The 23,759-nt window shown below is 31.9% G+C and carries 19 protein-coding genes; 6 read left to right on the top strand and 13 right to left on the bottom strand.

Features of this window, described 5'->3' with window-relative positions:
* Positions 1 to 118: 118 nt before the first annotated feature.
* The 12 genes from CCUN_RS06890 to CCUN_RS06945 form a co-directional block, all read right to left on the bottom strand.
* The gene (locus CCUN_RS06890; protein ID WP_035175842.1) at positions 119 to 1,969 is read right to left on the bottom strand and encodes an N-acetylmuramoyl-L-alanine amidase family protein; all 1,851 of its coding nucleotides are present in this window, start codon (positions 1,967 to 1,969) and stop codon (positions 119 to 121) included.
* Complete coding sequence (locus tag CCUN_RS06895; RefSeq protein WP_027305887.1) at positions 1,969 to 3,060, bottom strand: nitronate monooxygenase; 1,092 nt, start codon at positions 3,058 to 3,060, stop codon at positions 1,969 to 1,971. The genes CCUN_RS06890 and CCUN_RS06895 overlap by 1 nt, the downstream gene beginning before the upstream one ends.
* Positions 3,060 to 4,262 carry a tyrosine--tRNA ligase gene (gene tyrS / locus CCUN_RS06900; protein WP_027305886.1) on the bottom strand — a complete coding sequence of 401 codons (1,203 nt, stop codon included), beginning with the start codon at positions 4,260 to 4,262 and terminating at the stop codon, positions 3,060 to 3,062. Before tyrS ends, CCUN_RS06895 begins: the two co-directional genes overlap by 1 nt.
* Positions 4,259 to 6,460 (bottom strand): RelA/SpoT family protein, encoded by a 2,202-nt coding sequence (locus tag CCUN_RS06905; protein WP_027305885.1) that lies wholly within the window; start codon positions 6,458 to 6,460, stop codon positions 4,259 to 4,261. Before CCUN_RS06905 ends, tyrS begins: the two co-directional genes overlap by 4 nt.
* The gene (locus CCUN_RS06910) at positions 6,447 to 6,668 is read right to left on the bottom strand and encodes a DNA-directed RNA polymerase subunit omega (protein ID WP_027305884.1); all 222 of its coding nucleotides are present in this window, start codon (positions 6,666 to 6,668) and stop codon (positions 6,447 to 6,449) included. The genes CCUN_RS06905 and CCUN_RS06910 overlap by 14 nt, the downstream gene beginning before the upstream one ends.
* Positions 6,669 to 6,675: 7 nt before the next feature.
* Positions 6,676 to 7,395, bottom strand: coding sequence for a UMP kinase (gene pyrH / locus CCUN_RS06915; RefSeq protein WP_027305883.1), 720 nt, complete (start codon positions 7,393 to 7,395; stop codon positions 6,676 to 6,678).
* A gap of 55 nt (positions 7,396 to 7,450) precedes the next feature.
* Complete coding sequence (locus tag CCUN_RS06920; protein ID WP_035175838.1) at positions 7,451 to 8,641, bottom strand: murein hydrolase activator EnvC family protein; 1,191 nt, start codon at positions 8,639 to 8,641, stop codon at positions 7,451 to 7,453.
* Entirely contained in the window at positions 8,638 to 9,444 is an 807-nt protein-coding gene (locus CCUN_RS06925; RefSeq protein WP_027305881.1) for an ABC transporter permease, read from the bottom strand. The genes CCUN_RS06920 and CCUN_RS06925 overlap by 4 nt, the downstream gene beginning before the upstream one ends.
* Positions 9,431 to 10,096 (bottom strand): cell division ATP-binding protein FtsE, encoded by a 666-nt coding sequence (locus CCUN_RS06930; protein ID WP_027305880.1) that lies wholly within the window; start codon positions 10,094 to 10,096, stop codon positions 9,431 to 9,433. The genes CCUN_RS06925 and CCUN_RS06930 overlap by 14 nt, the downstream gene beginning before the upstream one ends.
* Before the next feature lie 75 nt (positions 10,097 to 10,171).
* Positions 10,172 to 11,341, bottom strand: a complete 1,170-nt coding sequence (gene trmB / locus CCUN_RS06935; protein WP_027305879.1) for a tRNA (guanosine(46)-N7)-methyltransferase TrmB — start codon at positions 11,339 to 11,341, stop codon at positions 10,172 to 10,174.
* On the bottom strand, positions 11,341 to 12,567 hold the full coding sequence (locus CCUN_RS06940) for a fibronectin type III domain-containing protein (protein WP_027305878.1): 1,227 nt from the start codon (positions 12,565 to 12,567) through the stop codon (positions 11,341 to 11,343). The genes trmB and CCUN_RS06940 overlap by 1 nt, the downstream gene beginning before the upstream one ends.
* Entirely contained in the window at positions 12,515 to 13,480 is a 966-nt protein-coding gene (locus CCUN_RS06945; protein ID WP_027305877.1) for an RluA family pseudouridine synthase, read from the bottom strand. Before CCUN_RS06945 ends, CCUN_RS06940 begins: the two co-directional genes overlap by 53 nt.
* A gap of 88 nt (positions 13,481 to 13,568) precedes the next feature.
* Between CCUN_RS06945 and CCUN_RS06950 the strand changes: the two genes are divergently transcribed.
* The 6 genes from CCUN_RS06950 (at position 13,569) to CCUN_RS06975 (ending at position 22,158) form a co-directional block, all read left to right on the top strand.
* Complete coding sequence (locus tag CCUN_RS06950) at positions 13,569 to 14,666, top strand: FtsW/RodA/SpoVE family cell cycle protein (RefSeq protein ID WP_027305876.1); 1,098 nt, start codon at positions 13,569 to 13,571, stop codon at positions 14,664 to 14,666.
* A 233-nt stretch (positions 14,667 to 14,899) separates the two neighbouring features.
* Positions 14,900 to 16,852, top strand: coding sequence for a hypothetical protein (locus tag CCUN_RS06955; RefSeq protein ID WP_085296669.1), 1,953 nt, complete (start codon positions 14,900 to 14,902; stop codon positions 16,850 to 16,852).
* A 782-nt stretch (positions 16,853 to 17,634) separates the two neighbouring features.
* Complete coding sequence (locus CCUN_RS06960; RefSeq protein WP_027306028.1) at positions 17,635 to 19,275, top strand: L-lactate permease; 1,641 nt, start codon at positions 17,635 to 17,637, stop codon at positions 19,273 to 19,275.
* 57 nt (positions 19,276 to 19,332) lie between these two features.
* Positions 19,333 to 20,070, top strand: coding sequence for a (Fe-S)-binding protein (locus CCUN_RS06965; RefSeq protein WP_027306029.1), 738 nt, complete (start codon positions 19,333 to 19,335; stop codon positions 20,068 to 20,070).
* Positions 20,067 to 21,506 (top strand): LutB/LldF family L-lactate oxidation iron-sulfur protein, encoded by a 1,440-nt coding sequence (locus CCUN_RS06970; protein WP_027306030.1) that lies wholly within the window; start codon positions 20,067 to 20,069, stop codon positions 21,504 to 21,506. The genes CCUN_RS06965 and CCUN_RS06970 overlap by 4 nt, the downstream gene beginning before the upstream one ends.
* Positions 21,499 to 22,158 (top strand): LutC/YkgG family protein, encoded by a 660-nt coding sequence (locus tag CCUN_RS06975; protein ID WP_027306031.1) that lies wholly within the window; start codon positions 21,499 to 21,501, stop codon positions 22,156 to 22,158. The genes CCUN_RS06970 and CCUN_RS06975 overlap by 8 nt, the downstream gene beginning before the upstream one ends.
* Before the next feature lie 436 nt (positions 22,159 to 22,594).
* Here CCUN_RS06975 and CCUN_RS06980 read toward each other — a convergent pair whose 3' ends face one another.
* Positions 22,595 to 23,710: a Cj0069 family protein gene (locus CCUN_RS06980; RefSeq protein WP_027306032.1), complete on the bottom strand. Its 1,116-nt coding sequence runs from the start codon at positions 23,708 to 23,710 to the stop codon at positions 22,595 to 22,597.
* Between the last annotated feature and the right edge of the window lie 49 nt (positions 23,711 to 23,759).

A 23,759-nucleotide genomic window follows, 5' to 3' on the forward strand; every position in this document is an offset into this window, starting at 1 on the left:
AGAAAAACCTTTCTATAAAGAATTTAAAAATCACAAAAATTTAAATCAATTTCAATCTTCAAAGATTCATCAAAATTTTTTTTAAACAGAAATTGAGTATTTTTAAAACTAAAATTTTCTATCGGTTGTTATAAAAATAACCATCAACCCCATCAGCGACGCCTCTAGCTAAAAGTTCTTGGAAATTTTTATTTGCAATTCTTTTTCCTTCATTAGGATGCGTAATATAACCAATCTCAATTAAAATTGCGGGCATTTGAGCCCCAACTAAAACCCAAAACGGAGCTTCCCTTACACCACCATCGACAATTTTGTATTTTTTACGCGTTTGGCTTAAAACTCCTTTTTGAATATCGATTGCAAGTTTATTTGATGAAACAATTTTTTCGCGATTTAAGAAATTTAAAATGCTTTGTTTGGAAAAATAATTCATTTCTTCAAAATCGCCTTGATTTTCTTTTTCAGCGGCATTTTTACTTCGCTGACTCCTTGCAGGAGATAAAAAGAAAGTTTCAAGACCTTCCGAAGTTTTGGCTTTGGAATCACTTGCGACTGCATTAGCGTGAATGGATAAAAATAAATCCGCTTTTTTATCATTTGCAATTTTAGTTCTATCTCTAAGATTGATGAATTTATCTTTATTTCTTGTATAAAAGACCTTATAACCTCTTTTTTTAAGTTCATTGCCAATTTTTAAAGCAGTATTTAAAACAATATCCTTTTCTTTCAAATTTCCCTTTAAAGCTCCGCTATCCTTGCCTCCATGTCCTGCGTCAATGACTATGACTTTACCTGATTTAAAATTTGAGTTAAGCGGATTTGTGTTTAAATTTTGTTTTGAACTTTGTTCTTGAGTTTTTTTATTGTTTGGGGTTAAATTTTCTTGATTTAAATTTGAAAAATAAATTTTTAAATTTTTATTTTTTAATTCTTTAGAGAATTCAAAATCCTTAGGTGAGCTAAGCACTATGCGGACAATTTTAGGATTAAACTGCGTAATTGTGATGAATTGTTGTCCAAAATTAAAATTTCTAGCTCCGCCTTCTAAAATTCCTTCAAAGCTTATGATTTTTCTAAAAAGTTTATTGTCTTTAGTGCTAAGTACAGAAAGTTCATCGGCACTTAAATCTTTGTTTAAATTCAAACTCACACCTTCTGAAAACTTCGTAGTTTTCAATACATAAAGTGGTTTTTCCTGTTTTTTTTGTGCGGTTTGTGTTTGAGTTTTTTGCTCTTTTTGAGGCTCTTCTTTGGAATTATTTTTTGTCTTTTGAGTTTGATTTGCTAAAATGGTAAAAGTTTTTTGATTGAAATTAAGATTGAGAGGAATTTTTTCTTTAGAGCGTATAACCATACGAATGGTTTTGGGATTATATTGCGAGAGAGTGATGCTAAAATCATCGAATTTATAATCCTTTTTACCCCCTTCTAAAATGGCTTCAAAATCCATAATATAACGAAAATTATTTTTTTCATCAAGAATAATGGTTTTAATATCATTTTTTTCTAAGTTAAAATCAAGCCAAAGCTCCACTCCTGCTTGAATTTGTTTCGAATTTAAAAGATATTTTTTTTTAGAATTTTCTTTTGCTGCGGTTAAAATGAGTTTTTCATCATTATTTGGTGTAAAAACAGCATTTTGTGCTTTCATTTCTTGAGTAGAAATTTGCCTTAAAGTATCGATATTCATATCGCTCATACCGCTTTGTTTAAGCTCATTAACATAGCTTGTATCGTCTAAATTTAAAACACTACAACTGATTACAAGTCGTTTTAAAACTTCGATTTTTTCTTTTTCATTTTCATTAATCACGCTTTGTATATAAAAACTTTTGAGCTGATGATGAAATTTGATTTGAGTGTTATATTTTGAAGTGAGAAAATTCTTATCAAAATATTCAAGCTCTTTTTCAAAGGCTCCAAAACAAAGATTTATCAATATAAAAATCGAAAATAAAATTTTAAACATCATTCCCCATTAACAAGTTTATCCATAAGCTCTTTAACGCTAATCAATTTTTCTAAACGATAACCATTTGCACCCGTGAAAAAAAGCCCCGTTTCTTTTTTACCTGCCCAAGCATCAAAAAGCCTATCAGCAATGCAATATCCTACTTTAGTTGCTTCTTTTCCGCGTCCGCAAGGAGCAACACAATTGCTCGTGCAATTAATCTTTGGTCCCATTCTTTTATCAACCAAATCAAGCAAATGAGTTCGAATCCCCCTTGCAGGATAACCCACAGGAGATTTGATAAGTTCAATATCCTCTTCTTTACAAGCAATTAAAAGCTCTTTAAATTCAGCACTCGCATCACACTCAAAAGTCCCTATGAAACGCGTCCCCATTTGCACTCCACTTGCTCCTAAAGACAAAACTTTTTCTATATCTTTTTTATCCCAAATTCCTCCTGCAGCAATGATAGGAAAAGAACCCCAATTTTTAGCCTCCTCGACTACAGGCTCAATCAGTTTTTCAAGTTGATAATCCGGATGCAAACATTGCTCATAAGTAAAACCTTGATGCCCTCCGCTTTTAGGACCTTCAAGCACAACAGCATCGGGCAAACGATTGTATCTTGATGACCATCTTTTACAAATGATTTTTAAAGCCTTAGATGAAGAAACAATAGGCACCAAAGCCACATCGGGAAAGTCCATACTAAATTCGGGTAAATTTGTAGGCAAACCCGCTCCCGAAACAATGACATTAAAACCCACTTCACAAGCATCTTTGACTATTCTTGCATAATCATTGCTTGCACATAAAATATTACAACCCAAAGGTGCATTTGCACAAATTTTTCGAGCATTATTGATAATACTTTGCAAACCTTTTTTAGAATAAAAATTTTCACTTCCATAAGGCTTGAGATTGAGCTGTTTATCCACATAAGCAAGATTCTCATAATATCCTGTTCCAACAGATGAAATAATACCAAGCCCACCATTTAAGGATACAGCTGAAGCAAGTTTATCCCAACTAATGCCTAATCCCATTCCACCTTGAAAGATTGGATATTTAATCGTGTGTTTTCCTATTTTTAAGGGTTTTAAATCCATTATTTAACCTTTAATTTTGCAAATTTTCTCTTACCTACTTGTAAAATGTATTCCCCCACTCCAAGCTGCATTTGTTCTTCTTGAGTTTTTTGTGAATTAACACTCACTGCCTTTGCACTGATTGAACGTCTTGCAGCAGAGCTTGAATTTTCTAAACCGCATAATACTAAAGCCTTAACAAGCCAAATTTCACCCTCCACTTCAAATTCAGGCATAGAACTTGGCAAAAGATTTGCACAATGAATTCTATCAAATTCAGCCTTTGCTTGCATTGCCTCTTCTTGATTGTGAAATCTTTGTGTGATTTCAAGGGCTAAATTTTCTTTAGCAATTTTAGGATGAAGTGAGCCTTTTTTAACCTCCTCTTCTATCTTTTGAATTTCACTCAAACTTTTTTCACTCAAAAGCTCATAATACCTAAACATCAATGCATCGCTAATGCTTAGAATTTTAGCATACATATCATCAGCTTTTTGAGTCACTCCTATGTAATTGTTTAAACTCTTACTCATTTTATTGACCCCATCTAATCCCTCAAGTAAAGGCATCATCATAATAGCCTGTTCTTTTCCAACATTATAAATTCTTTGAAGCTGTCTCCCCATTAAAAGATTAAATTTTTGGTCTGTACCTCCCATTTCAATATCACATTTTAATGCCACACTATCATAACCTTGAAGCAAGGGATATAAAAATTCACAAATCGAAATAGGACTTTGCTCCTTAAATCGCTTTGTAAAATCATCGCGTTCAAGCATTCTTGCCACACTAAAAGTCGCACTAAGCTCTATGATACCCGCTGCACCTAAGGCATTGAGCCATTTAGAATTAAATTCAATTTGAGTTTTTTTCCTATCAAGAATTTTAAAAACCTGTTTTTCATAGGTTTTAGCATTTTCTAAAACTTCTTCTTTATCCAGCTTTTTTCTTGTCGCATTTTTTCCGCTAGGATCGCCAATTTGCCCCGTAAAATCACCGATTAAAAATTGAACGATGGCTCCGTGTTTTTGCAAAAATGCCATCTTGGATAAAACCACACTATGCCCTAAATGCAAATCAGGAGCAGTTGGGTCCATACCGATTTTAACATAAAAATTTTCGCCTTTTTCATAGTAATTTTTGATTAAATTCTCAATTTTTTCTTCATCAATAATTTCCACACAAGCTCTTTTAACTTCTGCTAAAATATCTTTTAAATTCATTCTAAACCACCTTCTTTATATGCGTCATTTAAGGAAGTAAAATCCAAAATTTTATAACTTGATTTCAGTCTATCGCGGACATTTTCAACTTTGAGATTGTTTGGAATTTCTATAGTGATTTCAAAATAATCCATTGCTGAATAAGAATTACTCGATAGATTGATGGTCAATAAATTAATTTGCATTTTAGCAAGTAAAACTAAAAATTCGGCTAGAATTCCTTTTTTATTTTCTAAAGAAAAAATCACTTTATATTGTTTTGGGATATTAGAATCCCATTTTATAAATATCATGTCTTTATTTTCATTAAGCATTTGTTCAGCTTTATCACAGAGTTTATGATGCACAATTGCGTTTCCGCCTTCAACAAAAGCAATGATAGAATCGCCTTTTTTAGGGTGGCAACAATAATCAAATTCCACATTAGAAATTTTGTTATTAGAATAAAATAAAAAATGTCCGATTTTTTGTTCCCTGATTTCATACCTATTAAACCAAGATTTTTTAGCATATTTTTTGAGGGCATTGACTATATCTTCAAAATAAGCATTATCGCTAGAAATTTGATGAATTCTACGCCCTAAATTTTCTTTTTTAATCCAATCTTCAATCTGCTCTTTATGTGTGCGAAAAACACAACAAAGCATATTAATCGCACTCGTAAAATCAATTTCTCTGATTTTTTGTTTGCAAAATTCTCTAATGTTTGCTTTAGCCTTGCCTGTTTTAACACTATCTATCCAAGAACAACGATAAAATCTTTCATCTGTAGTTACAATACGAACTATATCTCCATTTTTAAGCTCTGTTAAAAGGGGAACTTTGACACGATTGACATAGGCACTTTTTGCATGCAAACCTATCTTAGTATGCACTTCATAGGCAAAATCAAGCACCGTTGCACCGCGTGGAAGGGTAAAAATCTCGCCCTTAGGAGAATACACAGCAATATCCTCAACATAAAGGCTATCTTTAGCATATTCGTAAAGCTCGATGGCATTATAATCTTCTGCATTTTCAAGCTGATTAGCATTTTGCATAGAAATATCAGTAAGCCAATCCAATTTTGGAGCCGCGATACTGCCCTCTTCTTTGTATTTCCAATGTGCAGCAATTCCAAATTCGGCAATCTTGTGCATATCAAAAGTACGAATTTGAGCCTCAATAATATTTTTTGTATCAAAAAGTGTGGTGTGAATCGTTTGATAGCCATTTTGTTTAGGTAAAGCGATATAATCTTTAAAACGCGAGATTAAGGGATTAAAATTTGTATGCAAAATTCCTAAAGCCAAATAACAATCAGAAATTTTATTGACTAAAATTCTCACCCCTAATAAATCAAGCACCTCCTCGATACCAACGCCCTTTCTTTGCATTTTAAGATAGATAGAATAGCTGTGTTTTATACGCTTTTGAATTTCAAAAGTGCCCTGTCTGAAACCATTGCTTAAAAATAATAATTCAATTTTAGATATAAAATCATTCAATCCAAGTTGCATTTGCTGATTTTTTGAGTTGATATAATTATAAATTTGTTTATATTCATCGGGCATTAAATATTTAAAACTCAAATCTTCTAAATAATTTTTAATGCTTGAAATTCCAAGTCTGTGTGCAATAGGAGCATAAACAACTAAGGTTTCTTCACTGATTCTTTTTTGTTTATCCTCTCTTAATGCCTCTAAAGTGAGCATATTGTGGAGTCTGTCGCAAAGCTTTACAATCAAAACTCCCACATCTTCTATACTTGCTAAAAGCATATTTCTAAAGGTTAGTGCGGATTTGGTGAGATTTTTTTTTGATTTAGAGCTAATAAGATTATCTTCTCTAATTTCTATGATTTTAGTCAATCCCAAAACAAGCCTTAAAACTTCAGAACCAAATTCTTCTCTTAGTTCCTCTTCAGTGCAATCAGTATCCTCAATCACATCGTGTAAAAGTGCCGCCAAAATAGTCGGTCTGCTATCGCTTAAAAATCCTACCAAACTCGCCACTAAAATAGGATGCACTGCATAGGGCTCACCGCTTTTTCTCAATTGTCCTTGATGATAAGCAATACAACGTTGCACCGCTTTTTCTAAAACCTCATCTTTTTCACAGACCCGGTAAAGAATTCTTTGTGCATTTTCTAAATTTCTACAATTTTTAATCTCTTCGATTAATTTTTCAAGTAAAAATTCTTCATCAAATGTTTTCAACTAAACCCTCTAAAGTGATTTTGCTTTCTGCAATTTCATAGAGTGCAATATCTGCTAATTTGAATTTATTTTTATCAAGTTCAACCAAAGGCATAGCTCCATCAGCAAGCTGTTCAGCTCTTTTTGCGACCACTAAGGCAAGATGATAGCGGTCATTTCCCATTTTTTCTAAAGCTTTAGCAGCTATTTGTTCGATTCTTTGCATAATTTCTCCTTTATTGATTTTTAACGATAGAACAAAGACTTGTATCGCCTTGAAGAATTTTAAGCAAATTCCCCTCTTTAAACATATTGCAAACGACGATAGGAAGCTGGTTGTCCTTAGCTAGGGCTATGGCTGTATCATCCATAACTTTAATATTATCTCGCATAGCCTCATCATAACTTAAGCTGTTTAAAAATACAGCATCACTAAATTTTTTAGGATCTTTATCATAGACTCCATTGACCTTTGTAGCCTTAATCACCATTTGCGCCCCAATCTCAACTGCTCTTAAAATTGCTGTAGTATCTGTAGTAAAATACGGATTTCCTGTCCCCGCAGCAAAAATCACAACGCGTCCTTTTTCCAAATGCCTTTGAGCTCTTCTCATAATATAAGTTTCACAAAAAGCCTCCATTTTAATCGCACTTTGCACCCTCACCTCAAGTCCATAACTCTCTAAGGCTTCTTGAATGGCTATAGCATTAATCACCGTTGCAAGCATACCCATATGATCTCCACTTGTTCGCTTAATGAGTCCGCCTTTTGCAGCCGAAACACCGCGTATGATATTTCCTCCGCCTATAACGATACCCATTTCGATATGATTTTCTATTAAGCTCTTAATTTCTAAAGCGATGAATTTTAGGATAGAATTTTCAATGCCAAAGCCATTATCTCCCGCTAAAGCCTCTCCTGAAAATTTAACTAAAACTCTTTTTTTATCTTCCATAATCTCCCTCTCCTTAAATTTAGTAAGATTATAGTTTAATTTGTATTAAAATTAGCTAATTTAGACTGATTAATTCTAAAGGATTGATATGAAAATTTTTTTGAGTCACTTCAAAAGTTAAATCATTTTTGATTCTTCCAAGCACAGCACCTTTTTTAATATTCTTACCCGCTTTTATAGTCGGTGCGATTTTATCAAGATGGGCATAAATTGTATGCACTCCATCGCTATGCTCAACAATCACAACTCTTTGAAGCATACTTGTATCTTTAGCAAAAACAACCTTTCCATCTAAAACACTTTTAACCGTTGCATCAGATTTTTTACTTCTTAAAACCACATTTTCATTAAAAATTTTAATATTATAAATGGGATCAACATAATTTCCAAATTTTTGTTTAACAACAAAAGAATCAAGCGGGGCTATGGTTTTTTTACCTGTGTATTTTTTAATATTTGTGCCTTGATAACTTGAACCGATTTGTCTTATGGTTTGATTATTATTTGGTACTTTTGAGATGTTTTGATTCGCTGTCTTTTTTTCCTCTTGTTCTTTATTTTCTATGATTTTAAGTTGATTTAAAGTATTTCTAAGTTCATCTTGCTGGGCTTTTAAATCTTCAAGCTTTTTAGTGTAGATGGCTCTATCAGTTTTTTGTTTATTGATTTCATCAACTTGTTTTTGTCTTAAATCTCTAAGCTTAGAAATTTGCTCATTGTAATTTTTAAGACTTAAATGAATGTTTTTAATCTGCTCTTGTTTCTCGTCAATCAAACGACTCACCTCCTCATAATTTTTAGACAGATTAAAAATTTCCTCTCTTAAAACCTTATCCACATTTTCTAAAACCTCAAAAGCCATAAAACTTTCCTCACTTTCAATATAGCCTTGTGGTATAGGCAAATCATAAGCAAAATCTTTAGCGATGAGTGAAACAAGCTTATTTTCCATCAAAGCTTTGTTTTGAAGCAATTCTTTGTTTTGATTGTTGAGTGTATTGAGTTCTTTATTTTGTAATTTTGCACTTTCTTCGAGCTTTGAAGTTTGGGAATTAAGAGTTTGAATTTGCAAACTTAATTCCTTTAAGCTTTTTTCGCCATTTAAAATATCACTTGCTAAATCTTCTAATTTTTTATTCAATTGTTCTTGTATGCGTTTGTTTTCTTCTAAATTTTTAGTCTTTTCGTTGATTGTGCTCGCTAAAATAAAGGTCAAAATACAAGATAAAAATAAAACAAACCTCATCTTTTCACCCTAAACATAACAAAATTGACACACATCAAACAAACAAAGAGAGTGGCAAGAAAAATTCCACCCAAATGCACAATAAAATTCACAGGAGGCAAAACAATATCCACAGCTTTTAAGCTCTCTTGTATGAAAGTAAGATTATAAAAACGGGTAAAAAAAAGCAAAAGAATTAAAAAAGAAATGAAACAATCCACAAAAACCACACGATAGAGCATAAAAGAACGAAACCAAAAAGGTGCTCCAAACAAACACATAATTTCCACCCTTTGAGTGTGTTCATAAAGCCAAATTCGCATTTGTTTTAAAAATAGCACAAAACTAAGTAAAATGATAATGAATAAAAACAACCAAAACACAAGCTTAACCAAAACAAGCAAAGAATAAATTTTGTCATGAGTTTTAGAAAAGGTTTCAACTTTACTGATGCCATTTATACTCAAAAGCTGATTTTTTATTGTGTTTAATTCGCTTTGATTGGGCAAATGATTAAGTTTTATGCTATAAAATTTTGGTAAAGAATTTCTTAAAATCTTTAAATTTTTATCTGAAATGTCTTTTTTTAGTCTTTCGATTAAATCCTTAGGGTCTAAAATTTCAAAACTTACAAAAGAAGAAATTTTTGTCTTTATTATATTTTCATCAAGATTTGAAGTGCTTGTAATGATGATATTATAGTCTTTATTCACAAGTTTTTCATAATAATTTAAAGTTGAATTCGTAAGCAAAATAAACTCAAAAGCAAACATCATAAAAAGCAAAGGTAAAATCAAAGAGATATGTGTTTTAAAAAATTTCATTCATTTTTCCATTTTCTATATTAAATCTTCTATAATTAAGTCTTAAATTGCTAGGAATTCTGTGAGTGACAACCACAACACAAGTGTTTAAAAGCTCTCTAGCAGATTTTAAAAGCGTCCAAATAATATCCGAAGAATATTCGTCTAAATTTCCAGTAGGCTCATCACAAAGCAAGAGTCTTGGATTGTGAGCTAAGGCTCTTGCCATCGCGACTCTTTGTTGCTCCCCTCCTGAAAGCTGGTCGGGTTTTTTATCGGCTTTAAAAGTTAAATTGACATGCTTTAAAAGCTTTGCAGCTTGTTCTTTACAAACCTTTTTGCTATAACCTTTAATCATCAAAGGAAGCATAACATTCTTTTCTACGCTGTATTCTTGAATGAGCTTATAATCTTGAAAAATGATTCCTATCTTTTGACGCAAGGCTAAAAGCTCTAAATTTCCTATGTTTTTCATAGATGTTTTACACACTTCAAGCTGTCCTGAAAGCAATTCTAAATCCCCATAAAAAGACTTTAAAAGTGTGCTTTTTCCACTTCCACTTTTCCCTGTGATAAAAACAAAATCATCGTTTTTAAAAGCAAAACTTGCCTCTTTAATCACAAGTTCATCATAACCTAGAGTCAATCGTTCTGCTTTTATAAGATAGGGCATTCATTTTCCTTACAATTTTTTGTATTCATAATTTTGCTTTATTTTTGCTTAAAATTCAAGCAAAATTTTAAATTTTTATGAAAAATTTTCAAAAATTTGTTGAAGCCTTTTCATAGCCTTTAAATTTTCTTTGGTTTTAAAAGGTTTTTTAAAAACAAAGTTCAAATCCTTACCTAAAAGTAAATAGAGCTTTTCAGGTTTATTAAAAGAACCCAAGCTGATTTTAACGAGCAAAGTGCCATCATCGAGTCTATAAAAATTTTGAAAATGCAAGAAAAAATCCTCTTCTTTAAAAGTTTGATTTTTAAGCTCTTTTTGCAAACACGTTAAATTATATGGAGTGAAAGTTAAAACCTTTAAATTCGGCTCATCTGTTTTTTGATTGTCATTTTCTAAATTATCTAAATTCCAAACGCTTAAATCATAAATATTTTTGTTTTGTCTTTTCCATCTGTCTTCATACTTGCTTGAAATTTCTAAATTTTCGTTCTTTTTAAGAGAAAATCGAGGGCTTTGAAATTCCAAAAAATTTTTAAGTGCAAAATCAAAATACTCCAAACTATCCGTTCTAAGCTCAAAAACTCCATTCTTTGTAAGCACCCTTGCACATTCTTTACAAAAAGCTTGACTTATGATGCGTCTGTGTGGTTTTTTATCCCAAGGCACAGGAAAATGTAAAAAAATTTTTTCTGCACAATTTGAATTTAAAACACTCATTAAAAGCCTTGCATCACTTTGAATGAGTAAGATATTATCATAATTTTTTGCAAGTTTTGCAACTTGAGTTAAACATGGGGTATAAATTTCCACTCCAAGCATTAAAATTTCGGGGTTTTCTCTGGCTTGATAGAGCAAATGTCTGCCCGACCCAAAGCCTATTTCTATATAAATTCTTTTATTTTTTAACTTTTCAATCAGCTCATCAAAATCATTAACAATGCAAGCAGTCTTTTGCAGCAAAGCCTTATGTTTAAAAGATTCACTTGTCAGCTCCTCGCAAAAATTCTCTTTAAAAACTTCTAAAGCCTTTTGCAAATAACTCATTTGAGAGGGTTTAGAATGCTTGTCTGCTTTAATGATAAACTCATCTTGCTCTTTTTTAATCTGCAAAAAAAATTTTTGTTCCTCCACCTGAACAAAAACAAGAATAATGTTTTCATTTGCAGCCTTCCAAAGCAATTTAACCCCATTTTTTTCAAAAGGCAAATCAAAAGTTTTGATTTTTTTTGCTTTGAAATTTGGCATTATTGTCCCGCTTTAACCCTTTTTGAAGGTGCTGATTCATTTCCTGCTAAATCAACACTTATGACTTCATATTCATATTCAATTCCCGGTAAAGCCTTAATGTCTTTGAGTCTTTTTTCTTTAACACCCTTAAAAATTACAGGAGAATCTCCTCCATAACGTTTGATGATATATTCACTCGCTCTATCATCATTATCCACCCATTCTAAATTAATACCATCACTTGCACTTTGAGCTAAAATGATGCTTGGTGCAGCAGGAAGTCCCAAAGTTTTACCCTCTACACCTTCTTTAGGCATAGGGCTTTCAAGGGCATCTTTATCCACTTGAGTGATTTTATAATACTTGCTTTTTCCAACTTCATTAACAAGATCTTCATAATGATTAGAATCCGTTTGAGCCAAAAGAGTATAAGGCAAGAAACTTGAGCTTGTGGAATAAATTTTATAATAAGAAAAATCCGCATCATTTGAAGCATTCCAAGAAAGAGAGATTTTATTTGATAAATCTGTACTTGCTTTTAAGCCTTCCACTTGCGACGGCAAAGCCTTGCTTGTAGAGCTTAAAATTTCACTCGGCTCACTTTCAATCCCATCAAAACTTATTGCAAAGATTCTATAATCAAAACTTTCATTGTCCTTCATATCTGTATCGATATATTCAGCATTGAGACGATTTTTAAGCTTGGCTATTGTTTTAAATTGATTTTCACCCATTTTTGTTCTTTCAATCCTATAAGAATCCACTCTTAAATCCGGATGGGGACGCCAAATCAATTTAATGCGATTGGGAAGATTTGTTACAGCTTGGACAAAAGGCAAGGCTTCGATTCTTGGTTGAGTTATAAGCTCTATACTTGTGCCTTCTTCAGAAATATGGTTTTGATTGTTAAAACTTTTCATCATATAGTGATATTTTTTTCCGGGTTCAAGCTTACTATCAACATAATGCGTTTGAAATTTATCTTTAATCGTTGCAACAAGTTTAAATTCAGGACTATCTTCGCTCGAACGATACAGATAAAAGCCCTCTATGTTTTCATTATACAAAGGCTCCCATTCAAAGGCTGCACTACTCATATCACTTATGCTTTTTAATTTTTCAATCTTTGGCAAACTTTCATTCACTAAAGTTTCTTTTGAATTTGTCATTCCCGCAGGAATGCTACAAGCACTAAGCAAAAGAATCAAACAAAGAGAGTAAAAACTCAATTGCAATTTTTTCATCGATTTCTCCTATGCTAAATTTTTTTAATAAAATTGTTTCAAAATCATTCATCAAAGGGGCTTTAACAAAAATTTTTTCCTTTGTTTTTGGATGGATAAAATAAAGCACATAAGAATGAAGCATCATTCTTAAATCTGTTTTAGCCTTATATCCATACAAAATATCGCCTAAAATATGACGATTCAAACTTGCTAAATGTGCTCTAATCTGATGAGTTCTACCGGTAAAAAGTTTTGCTGCAATCAAGGCACAATCTTTAGAATTCAGCAAATTTACAAAGGCACTTTTAGCACTTTTAGCCCCTCTTATTCCCTCATCCACAACGCTTTTTTTAATGGGATTATAAACGCAACGTGCTAAGGCTTTATTGATGATTATTTTATCCTCTTTTAATGGCAAATCAATTAACGCAAGATAAATTCTACCTAAAGTTTTATCTTGCAATTGTTCGCTTAATTTTTGATGCGTGAAATTATTTTTAGCGATGATAATAGCTCCGCTCGTATTTTTATCGAGTCTATGCACTAATCCTGCACGAATTTCACCACCTAAATTTGAAAGGGTGTAATTTTTAGAAACCAACCAATCCACGAGAGTGGCTTGTTTAACACTACTTGCTCCATGCACGGGAAGTTGAGGAATTTTATTTAAAACAAGCAAATCTTCATCTTCATAAAGAATGTCAAGCTCAAAATGAATTTCATATTTAGGATTTGTTTGAGTTTGAAGTGGAATTTTTATTTGAATTTCATCGGCGATTTTAAGTTTAAGTGAATTTTTCTTTTGAATTTCACCATTGACACAAACACCTCCATTTTCAATAAGTGAAGCCACTTGAGAGCGACTTTGTTTGAGTTTTTGAGCTAAAAAAATATCCAATCTCACATTCTCATCGCTTAAAAAATTTTGCATCTTTTCCCTATAAACATAAAAAATAATTTTTAATTGTAAGAATTTTAGCATATAATTATAATAAATTTAAATACAAACGAGGCAAATTTTGTTTAAATTAGACAGACGCATTTTAACGCATTTTGATTTCGTTCAACCCTTTTTGATTTTACCCATTATATTGACTTCGTTTTTTTTGATTTTTGAGGCTAATAGCTTTTTAGCTGAAAAACAATTTGTTTATATGTGTATAGGTTTTTTAGCCTTTAGTTTTTTCTTTTTCTTACCTATACGCAGATTGATGTGGCTCATACCCTTGCTTTATTGGGTGAATATTTTTTTACTTTTAAGCACGGATATTTTCGGAGTTGAAAAACTTGGAGCTAAACGTTGGCTTGAAATTCCATTCACTCATTTTACCATACAACCTTCAGAACTCTTTAAACCCTCGTTTATCTTAATGCTTGCCTATTTGATTTATCAAAAACCTCCTCCAAAAAATGGCTATAAGATTAAAAGTTTCATTAAGCTTAGTTTCTATATCATTTTACCCTTTTTGTTGATCGCTAAAGAACCCGATTTAGGCACTGCGTTGGTGCTTTTGATTGTAGGTTTTGGAGTGCTTTTTATCATAGGTGTCAATTATAAAATTTGGCTAAGCATTGCCCTTATTGTGGGGCTTTGCTCTCCTATGGCTTATACTTATCTTTTAAAGCCCTATCAAAAACAAAGGATTCAAAAATTCATATCTCAAGCTCCTGATTATCAAGTTGCACAATCAATGATAGCGATTGGAAATGGTGGATTAATCGGCAAACCTCAAGATGAAGCCACTCAAACTCATTTTAAATTTTTGCCGATTTCAACGAGTGATTTTATCTTTGCTTATATGATAGAAAGATTTGGATTTTTAGGAGGTTTAACCCTTATTTTGTTTTATATTTTATTGATTTTTCATCTTTTGAGTTTAAACCAAAAACTTAAAGAAGATTATTTTGCAAGAGTTGTGCTTAATTGCGTTGCACTTTTTATTTTTATCTATTCAGCTGTTAATATTTCTATGACCATAGGACTTGCTCCCGTTGTAGGTGTGCCTTTGCCTTTTTTCAGTTATGGTGGTAGTTCTTTTACAATTTTTATGATTTTTTTTGGAATTTTACAACATCTCATTACTTTTAGATTTTCTTGGGTTGAAAAGAACAAATAATTTTTCAACCACTTCATCAACCTAAAATGCTTTAAAATATTATTAAGATAATGAATATAGCAAAAATGCAATTGCTGATTGAGATTAAATTTTAAAATATGTTTTTTACATTTTAAATCAAAATTTAAATTTATACTTAAATTCACAAAACATTTGCATTTGTTTTTTTTTTTTTTTTGATATAATTGTTATCTTTTATTAATTTAGATGTTAAATCAATTAAAGGATAATTTATGATTTCTTTGCAAAACAATATCAAACAAGCAAATTATATAAAAAGAGCTCTATCTTTTTGGAATTTTGAATTAGCAGAACAGAGTTTAAAACAACTCAATGAAGAACAAAAAGGTTTAAAAGAATATTTTGAGTTTTTATTTGAAACAGGAAATTTTGAAAAATTTGATTTGAATGCACTTAAGGATTTAAATTTAAATGAAACTAAAATGGGGGGGGGCTTTAAACAAGAATTAGAAACCCTCCTTCAAAAAGATTATAAAGAACTTAAAATCAATGATTTTAGAATAGGATTAAGAGGTGCAATAGCTTGTTATCTTGTGAGAAAATATACACAGGAACAAAGATTAAATTTAGAATTAGCAAATTCTTTATTTGAAATCATCCTAAAAGAACCTTCCCTTTTAAGTAAAAGTTTTTTTATGAAAACAATAATAGATTATTTTAATGTTTTGGATGATGAGGAGTTTTTTAAGTCTCTCACTCGCTTAAAATATCTTTATTTATTGCATACTGCATTAAATTCACAAGAAGGTTCTAAAATTTATTCAAAGATTTTATATGCTCGAATAAAGAAAATCCTTAACCTAAACCCCAAACCAAAACAAAATCCTAAAATCGCAGTTTTAATCACAGGACAATTAAGAGGAGATTGGGAATATATACTTCAAAAAAATATTAAAAATCTTATAAAACCTTTGAATGCAGATATGTTTTTATTTTCTTGGGATGAAGTGGCTTTGTGGCCGGGTTTTAGGGGAGCAGCTGGAAATTATGTGGCTAGAAATTTTTCTCACATTTCTCACATTTGTCCCGGAGAAATTCACCATACATCCGGATTAAAAAAATATTTTCCAAATACTTTTGAAATATTTGATAAGAGTATTAAGCAAAAAGTAGAACTTGAAGAATTTAAAAAATATAATTTTAAGAAAATTCATCTTGCAAATGAAAAAGAATTTGAAGAAACATTAAACAATCAATACGGACAACTTATAAGATATTGGAAAAATATTGTGAAACAGAATTATGGTTTTCTTCAGGCTGTAGAATTGATAAAAAGTTATGAAATGCAACATAATTTTACATATGACTTTTTAATCAGAATTCGTCCCGATGCAGAATATTTTGAAATGGATCCTTTATATCTTCATACACTAAAAAATCATCAAATTTCTGCTGGTGCCAGACCTTTTGGCACAACTGATTTTTTGATCTATGGGAGGAGAGATGCAATGGTAAAATTTTTGTTAATTTTAGAAGATAAGGATTTTAAATTTGTAGATTATTATGGAGGAATTCATCCTATGATTTCCGATTGGTTAATTTTTAATGAAATCGAATTTATTGATGAAGAAGTCAAATACACAACAATAAATGAAAAGCTTTCTATACCAAATTTTAATAAAGAACTCCAACTTGATTTTGAAAAATTAAAACAAGATGGAGTGAGTGAGGAAAAGCTTAAGGATTATAGAGATTTTTTTGAACTTGTTTGTGAATATTATAAAATAGAACCTGAACAAAGACAAAATTGTATTTCTCAACATCCTTGCTTTTTAAGATTAAAAGAAAAGAAAGTAAAAATCAATTCACAGCAAAATAGTGGTGCTGTGCTTCGTGTTAAAAATCATCTTGCCTATAAGCTTGGAAATATAATGGTCAGTAATAATCCTAAAACATTTAAAGAATACAAAAATACAATTCTTAGACTCATTCAAGCTGCAAAAGAACATCAAATTCAACGCGAACAGCAAAAAGGCATAAAACTTCCTCCTTTAGAAACACTCAAAGATTATGAAGAAGCTTTAAAAATTAAAAATTATTTTTCTTATAGACTTGGTGAAGCTTTAATCAAAGCTTTTAAAAATATTTATTTTGGAGGAATGATTAAATTTTTCTTTTTTGATATAAAAAGGATTAAAAAAGAATTTCATAAAAAACAGTCTTAAAATTCAATCAAAAAAGCCCAGACAAGCTAAGCTTTTTTGTCGCAATATTTTGAAAAGATTCAAACTCTATATCGTCTGAAGATTAAAAAGCTTTAATTTAAAATACATACTAAAATAAAACAATTGATTTCAATGAAATTGATATTTAAATCTTATGAATGATGTTAAAGATTGATGAGAGCTTAAGCTTAAATGTTTGATTGAATAAAAACATAAGCTTTGCAATATCAGTTTTGATTGATATGTTAAAAGTTTTTTTGATTTTAAAAAATTAAAATTCATTTATAGGTTTAAAAAATTAAAAAGGATTTTCCTGCTCTGTTTCGTTTTTATCCCATTTTAAATCTGCTTTATCCAAAGAAGATTTTTGAAAAATTTTATAAAAATATTTAAATATCAATTCTAGTTTTTCCTCATCTTTTTCTTGTTTGAGTGTGATGAGGATTTGTTTTAAAAATTCTGTTGATTCTTCTGTTTTGAGAATTTTTAAGAATTTAAAGCTGTTTTTATCAAATAGAGTAAAAAGTTGTTTTTTAAGTGCTAAGCTAGGGTTTTGTATTTTATCCTGCTAACAAAGATTTGTTTTTAAGAGGGTTGAGTTTAAAAATTATAGGCTTGATTGTGTGAATGGGTTTGTTGAGGCTATAAAAATAAATGTTACTAAATTACTCAAATATTTCAAATATCCCTTTAGAATTTTTGATTTCTAAGCAATAATATTTTAAAATGTAAAATTATTAAAAAAGAATTTAATAAAAATTTAAATATCCTAAGGAGTTTCAATGTGGCAACAAAATTATGATCCACTCGGAAGTATTTGGTTGAGTGCGATTTTTGCATTTTTACCCATCATTTGTTTTTTAGCTTGTCTTGTTTTCTTCAAGCTTAAAGGGTATCAAGCAGGATTTTTGACGGTGATTTTAGCAAGTGTGATTGCTTTATTCACTTATGATATGCCCTTTTCATTGATTGGTGCAAGTTTTGTTTATGGTTTTGCTCAAGGAATGTGGCCTATTGCGTGGATTATCATTGCAGCAATTTTTCTTTATAAACTTTCAGTTAAATCCGGAGCTTTTGAAATCATCAAACAAAGCGTGGTGAGCATCACACCTGATCACAGAATTCAAGTCATACTCATCGGTTTTTGTTTTGGTTCTTTTTTAGAGGGGGCGATTGGTTTTGGGGGACCTGTAGCCATCACAGCGGCTTTACTTGTCGGCTTAGGATTGCGTCCTTTACATGCGGCGGGACTTTGTTTGATTGCGAATACAGCTCCGGTTGCATTTGGTGCAGTAGGAATCCCTATCATTGCAATGTGTAAAAGCGTTGGCATTGAATCAGAAGCTGTATCTGCAATGGTTGGACGTATGCTCGTGCCTTTGTCTTTAACTGTTCCATTTTTCATTGTATTTTTAATGGACGGCTTGAAAGGAGTTAAAGAAACTTTTCCAGCTATTTTTGTAGCCGCATTAAGTTTTACAGCAACTCAATTTTTAAGTTCAAATTTTTTAGGAGCTGAATTACCAGACATTGTTTCGGCTATCGTTTCTTTGGTTTGCACGACGATATTTTTGAAATTTTGGAAACCAAATCATATTTTTAGATTTGATGATGAAACAAATTTTACTCAAGAAAAGCAACTTGAATTTAAAGAAATTCTTAAGGCTTGGACTCCTTTTATCTTGCTCATTGTTTGTATTATCATTTGGACTCAACCTTGGTTTAAGGATTTATTTGTAAAGGGTGCGATTTTTGATTACACTCAAATCACCATAGCCTCCACGAATATTGAAAATAGCATTGTTGATAGCGACTCAAAGGCTATAAGTTTAAATTTACCGATTAATTTTATCGCTAATCAAGCGGGCACAGCCATACTCTTAGCAGCCTTTTTGACCATTTGGATTTTAAGGATTAAAGCTCATGATGCTGCAGAGTGTTTTTGGGATACCTTAAAAGAAATGGCAATTCCTTGTATCACCATAGGACTTGTTGTTGCATTTGCTTTTATTTCTAGAAATAGCGGTATGAGCACCACTCTAGGACTTGCTTTTGCACAAACAGGCAATGCTTTTGCTTTCTTCTCTCCTGTGATAGGTTGGATAGGCGTTTTCTTAACCGGTTCAGATACAAGCTCTAATTTGCTTTTTGGGACTTTACAGCAGGTAAGTGCTAGAAATTTAGGTATAAGTGAAACCTTATTTTTAGCAGCAAATTCTGTAGGTGGGGTTGTTGGAAAGATGATTTCTCCTCAAAGTATAGCTATAGCTTGTGCTGCGGTAGGACTTGTTGGTAAAGAATCAGATCTTTTTAAATTTACATTGAAATATTCGGCGGCTTTTATTATTTTAATAGGACTTTGGACTTGTTTTATAACTTTCTTTTTAAGCGGTATTATTCCGGATGCTGTGCCGTTAAAATAAATGATTAACCTTGCTTTTGCAGGGTTAATGCAAAATTTATAATCATTAAGGAAAAAAATGAAAAAAATCTATTTTTATGCAACCTGTTTAGGAACAGCTGCAATGCAAGAGAGCATAATCAATGCAATCAAGCTTTTGACACGAGAAGGAATTGAAGTGATTTTTAAAAAAAATCAAACGTGTTGTGCACAGCCCTCTTTTAATTCTGGTTATTTTAAAGAAAGCAAAGAGATTGCTCTTTATAATGTGAATTTATTTGAAAAAGATTATCCTATCGTCGTGCCAAGTGGTTCTTGTGCGGGAATGATGAGCCATGATTATATTGAACTTTTTAAAAAAGATAAAGAATTGGAAAGGGTTGAAAAATTTAGCAAAAGAATTATAGAGCTTTCTCAATATTTAGATAAAGTTTTGAATGTAAATTATGAGGATAAGGGAGAACCTATAAAGGTAACTTGGCATTCAAATTGCCACGCTTTAAGGGTGCAAAAAAGCATAGAATCAAGCAAGAATCTCATCAAAAGACTTAAAAATGTTGAATTGATTGATTTAGAATATGAAGAGGAATGCTGTGGTTTTGGTGGGACTTTTTCGGTTAAAGAGCCTGAAATTTCAAATGCTATGGTCAAAACGAAGATTAAAGACATTCAAAACACAGGTGTAAAATATCTCATCAGTGGTGATGGGGGCTGTCTTTTAAATATCGATGGAACAATGAAAAAAATGGGACTTGATATCAAAGGGGTGCATTTGTATGATTTTTTGCTTAAACGCATTGAAGGAGAGAGATTATGAGCAGTGAAAAGATAGCACACGAAGAAATTGTTCGCATTAAACTCAATGACACTCAAATGCGTGAAAATTTAATGACGGCTATGCATACTTTGCAAAAAAATCGCCTTAAGGTTATAGAAAATAAATTCGAGGATTGGGAGGGTTTGCGAACTAAGGCTAAAAAGGCTAAAAATAATGCTTTGATGAGTTTAAAAGATAGGCTTTTAGAATTTGAAAAAAATGCTCAAAAAAATGGTATGAAAGTGCATTGGGCAAGCAGTGATGAAGATGCTTGTGAGCTTATCTATGAGCTGATGAAACAGAAAAAAATCACTAAAATTCTCAAAGGCAAATCAATGGCTAGTGAGGAAATTGGGCTCAATCATTACTTAGAGAAAAAAGGTATAAAGGCTATAGAGACGGATTTAGGAGAGCTTATTTTACAGCTTAATGGTGAAAGTCCTGTGCATATTGTTGTTCCGGCTATCCATAGGAATCGCAATGAAGTTGGACAAATTTTCAAAGAAAAACTCGGAGCAAAACTTGAAAGCGAACCTGAAAAGCTCAATGCTATTGCAAGAGAGCATTTAAGGGCTGAATTTGAGGAGTTAAAACTTGGACTGAGCGGGGTTAATTTTGCTATGTCTAAAGAAGGAGCTTTTTGGCTGATTGAAAATGAAGGCAATGGCAGAATGTGCACCACAGCTCCGGATATTCATATCGCACTTTGCGGCATAGAAAAGGTTATGGAAAGCTTTGAAGATGCTGCGACTATGGTATCTTTACTCACTCCTTCTGCAACCGGGCAGTTTATCCCAACTTACAATAATATCATCACAGCACCGAGAAAAAATGGAGACTTAGATGGACCTAAAGAGGTGCATATTATATTATTTGACCATCATCGAAGTGATATGTTAGCCCATGAGGATTATTACGAGGCTCTAAGATGCATTAGATGTGGAGCTTGTATGAATTTTTGTCCTGTTTATGACCAAATTGGCGGACATACTTATCAAACCATTTATCCCGGACCTATTGGTGAAGTGATTAGCCCAAATCTTTTTGGGATTGATCAAACGGGTGATATTTTAAACTTTTGTTCGCTTTGCGGCAGGTGTTCTGAAGTATGTCCGGTTAAAATTCCTTTAGCTGAACTCATTAGAAAACTTAGGGCTGATAAAGTAGGACAAAGGCAAAACCCGCCCTTAGGAGCTGAATTTATGCATAAAAACAAAGGAGAATCTTTTGTATTTAAGCAATTTAAAAATTTAGCAACAAATGGAGAAAGATGGCGTTTTTCACTTTCAAAGGCTCATTATTTCAATTATTTTATCCAAAATTTCAAGCATTCTTTACCAGTCATTAAAAAATGGAGTGCCTTTAAAGAATTGCCTCAAATTAAAAAAGATTTATACAAAGAAGTGCAAAATATTCAAGGAGTGGTTTATGAATAGAATTGATGAAATTTCAGCCAGAAGCAAAGAAGATATTTTAGCTAAACTTGAAAACGCTTATAAACAAGAGGATTTTTCCCATCAAAGTAGCATAGATCCGATTGAACATATAGCCGTTTCAAATCTTAGCCCCTTAGAAGAAATGAAACAAAAAATGTCAGAAAATAAATACATTGTTGAAGAAGCAAGTGCGGAAATTTTAGAAGAAAAAATCAATGAAATTGTAGCAAATTACAATTATGAAAAACTCATTTATCCTGCAAATTTGACTTTAAATTTAGAAAAAATTAATGCGAAAGAAAAAATTTGCTTCGATAAAGAGATTGAACATTTAAGAAAAGAAGTTTTTGAGTCTGATTTTTCTATCATTAATGCAAGTGCTGGAGTAAGCTCACATGGCGTTGCACTCGTACTTTCTTCAAAAGAACAGCCTAGAATGCTTTCTTTAGCTCCAAAACTTTGCATTATCCTGCTTAAAAAAGAAAAGGTTTTAAGGAGTCTTAGTCAGGCTCTTCATTTAGTGAAAAAAGAAAATGAAATATTGCCGAGTAATATTTTATTTATCGCTGGTCCTTCAAGGACAGCAGATATTGAGCTTATAACGGTTTTTGGAGTGCATGGACCTCAAAAAGTGCATATTATTTTATATTGATTTGAGCCTTTTTTAGGGACTTAATTTTTATTCATAGTCAAGTTAATTTTGCTTTGTGTTAGAATGAAATTTATATTTAAAAAGGAGTTCATTTCTTTTTTGCCATAGGGATTAAAATTCTAAAATCAGTTTTTAAACTCTTTTGAAAAATTCAATCTCATTTAAATATAATAAAATGGCTTTATTTATTATCGATTTTTTTATTATAATGGTAAGTGAGTTTTAATTTTTATTGTTTTTTATGGAGGTTTATTTTCACAATATTTCTTAAATTCAATCGTTGATTTTTGAAATTTGCAATGCTTAATTTATAAGACTTCAAATATTTATTTAAGCTTAATTTCTTTAATATTTAGAAGTTTTTAGACAAAAAATTGTTTTTTAAAAATTTAAGCAACAACTTGTTTTCAAAAAAGGGCGAATTCTCGCCCTAAAATCATTTTTGTGCATCTTCTACGATATTAATAATCGTGTTTGCCACTCTTCTTGCGGTTTTATCAAGGAATTCTGCAGGTGAAGTGAAGCCGACACAAGAGCAGTTAATCTCGCCTAAGACATATTTGTCTTTGCCATTTTCATCGGTATCAAGGATAAAATCCGCTGTCCAAATGAGCGGTAAGTCGTAGTTACCGAGTTTGCTTTTAATCTCGGGCAAATTAGAGAGGAAGTAATCCACGAGTTTGCTCCATTGTTCAGGCTTATCATAGCGGTATTTTGCCCCGCTAAAAAGAGTCGCAGAAAAGGCGTCTGCACCTTCGGCTGGTTTTTTATGCACCACATAAATAGGGTCTTTATAGAGCATAAGAATACGAATCTCACCCTCTTTAATACGTGGCAAGAAAGTCATATCCACGAGCATACCATTATCGCCTTTAAGGTATTTTTCGCAAAAGTCCATAAACTCGCCAAGTTTGCGTTCCTCTACGTGATTATCCACCGCTTCTGTGCAGCGAATCTCTGCATCAAGGGGCAACTCACTCACGCCTTTGTATTTATCGGGATTTTTAATTTGCACACGCCAAATTCCTTCGCCTGTTGAACCACGATTTTGTTTTAAAACTCTCTCGCCCTTTGCAAGTGTTTTAGGGAAATTCTTTTTAAAATCATGCTCACCACCTGCTTCCCATTTAACTCCGATTCTCTTTGCTTCTGCAGGGTCATAATACGCCAAAGTATCCGTTGGGACAAGCTCTGTGTTGCGCAGTTTTGTAAGAGCATCCTTTGCCCCATAGCCTATCATGGCATCTGGATGAGGCATACCAATCACGCCATTTTCACAGAGTTTGCGTAAAACATCAAAATAGAGTTTTTCCTCTTTAAGATTTCCCGGATTAACACGTGAAACATACGCATCAGCAGATTTTTTTACATATTCGTAAATTTCATTTTTTTTGCTCTCATCGCGTAAAATTTCATCTGTGAAAAACACAACTTCTGCATTCCAACCAAGTTTCTTAAGATAGTCCATCATAGGCACAGTGTCTCTTCTGTGTCCATCGCGACCCTTATCGCTACCACCTACTGCTTCAAAAAATACGATATTTTTTTTCATAGTTTCTCCTTATTTTGCAATCTTAATAATTATTCCATAAAAAACATTA

The organism is Campylobacter cuniculorum DSM 23162 = LMG 24588 (genome assembly GCF_002104335.1).
GTDB lineage: Bacteria > Campylobacterota > Campylobacteria > Campylobacterales > Campylobacteraceae > Campylobacter_D > Campylobacter_D cuniculorum.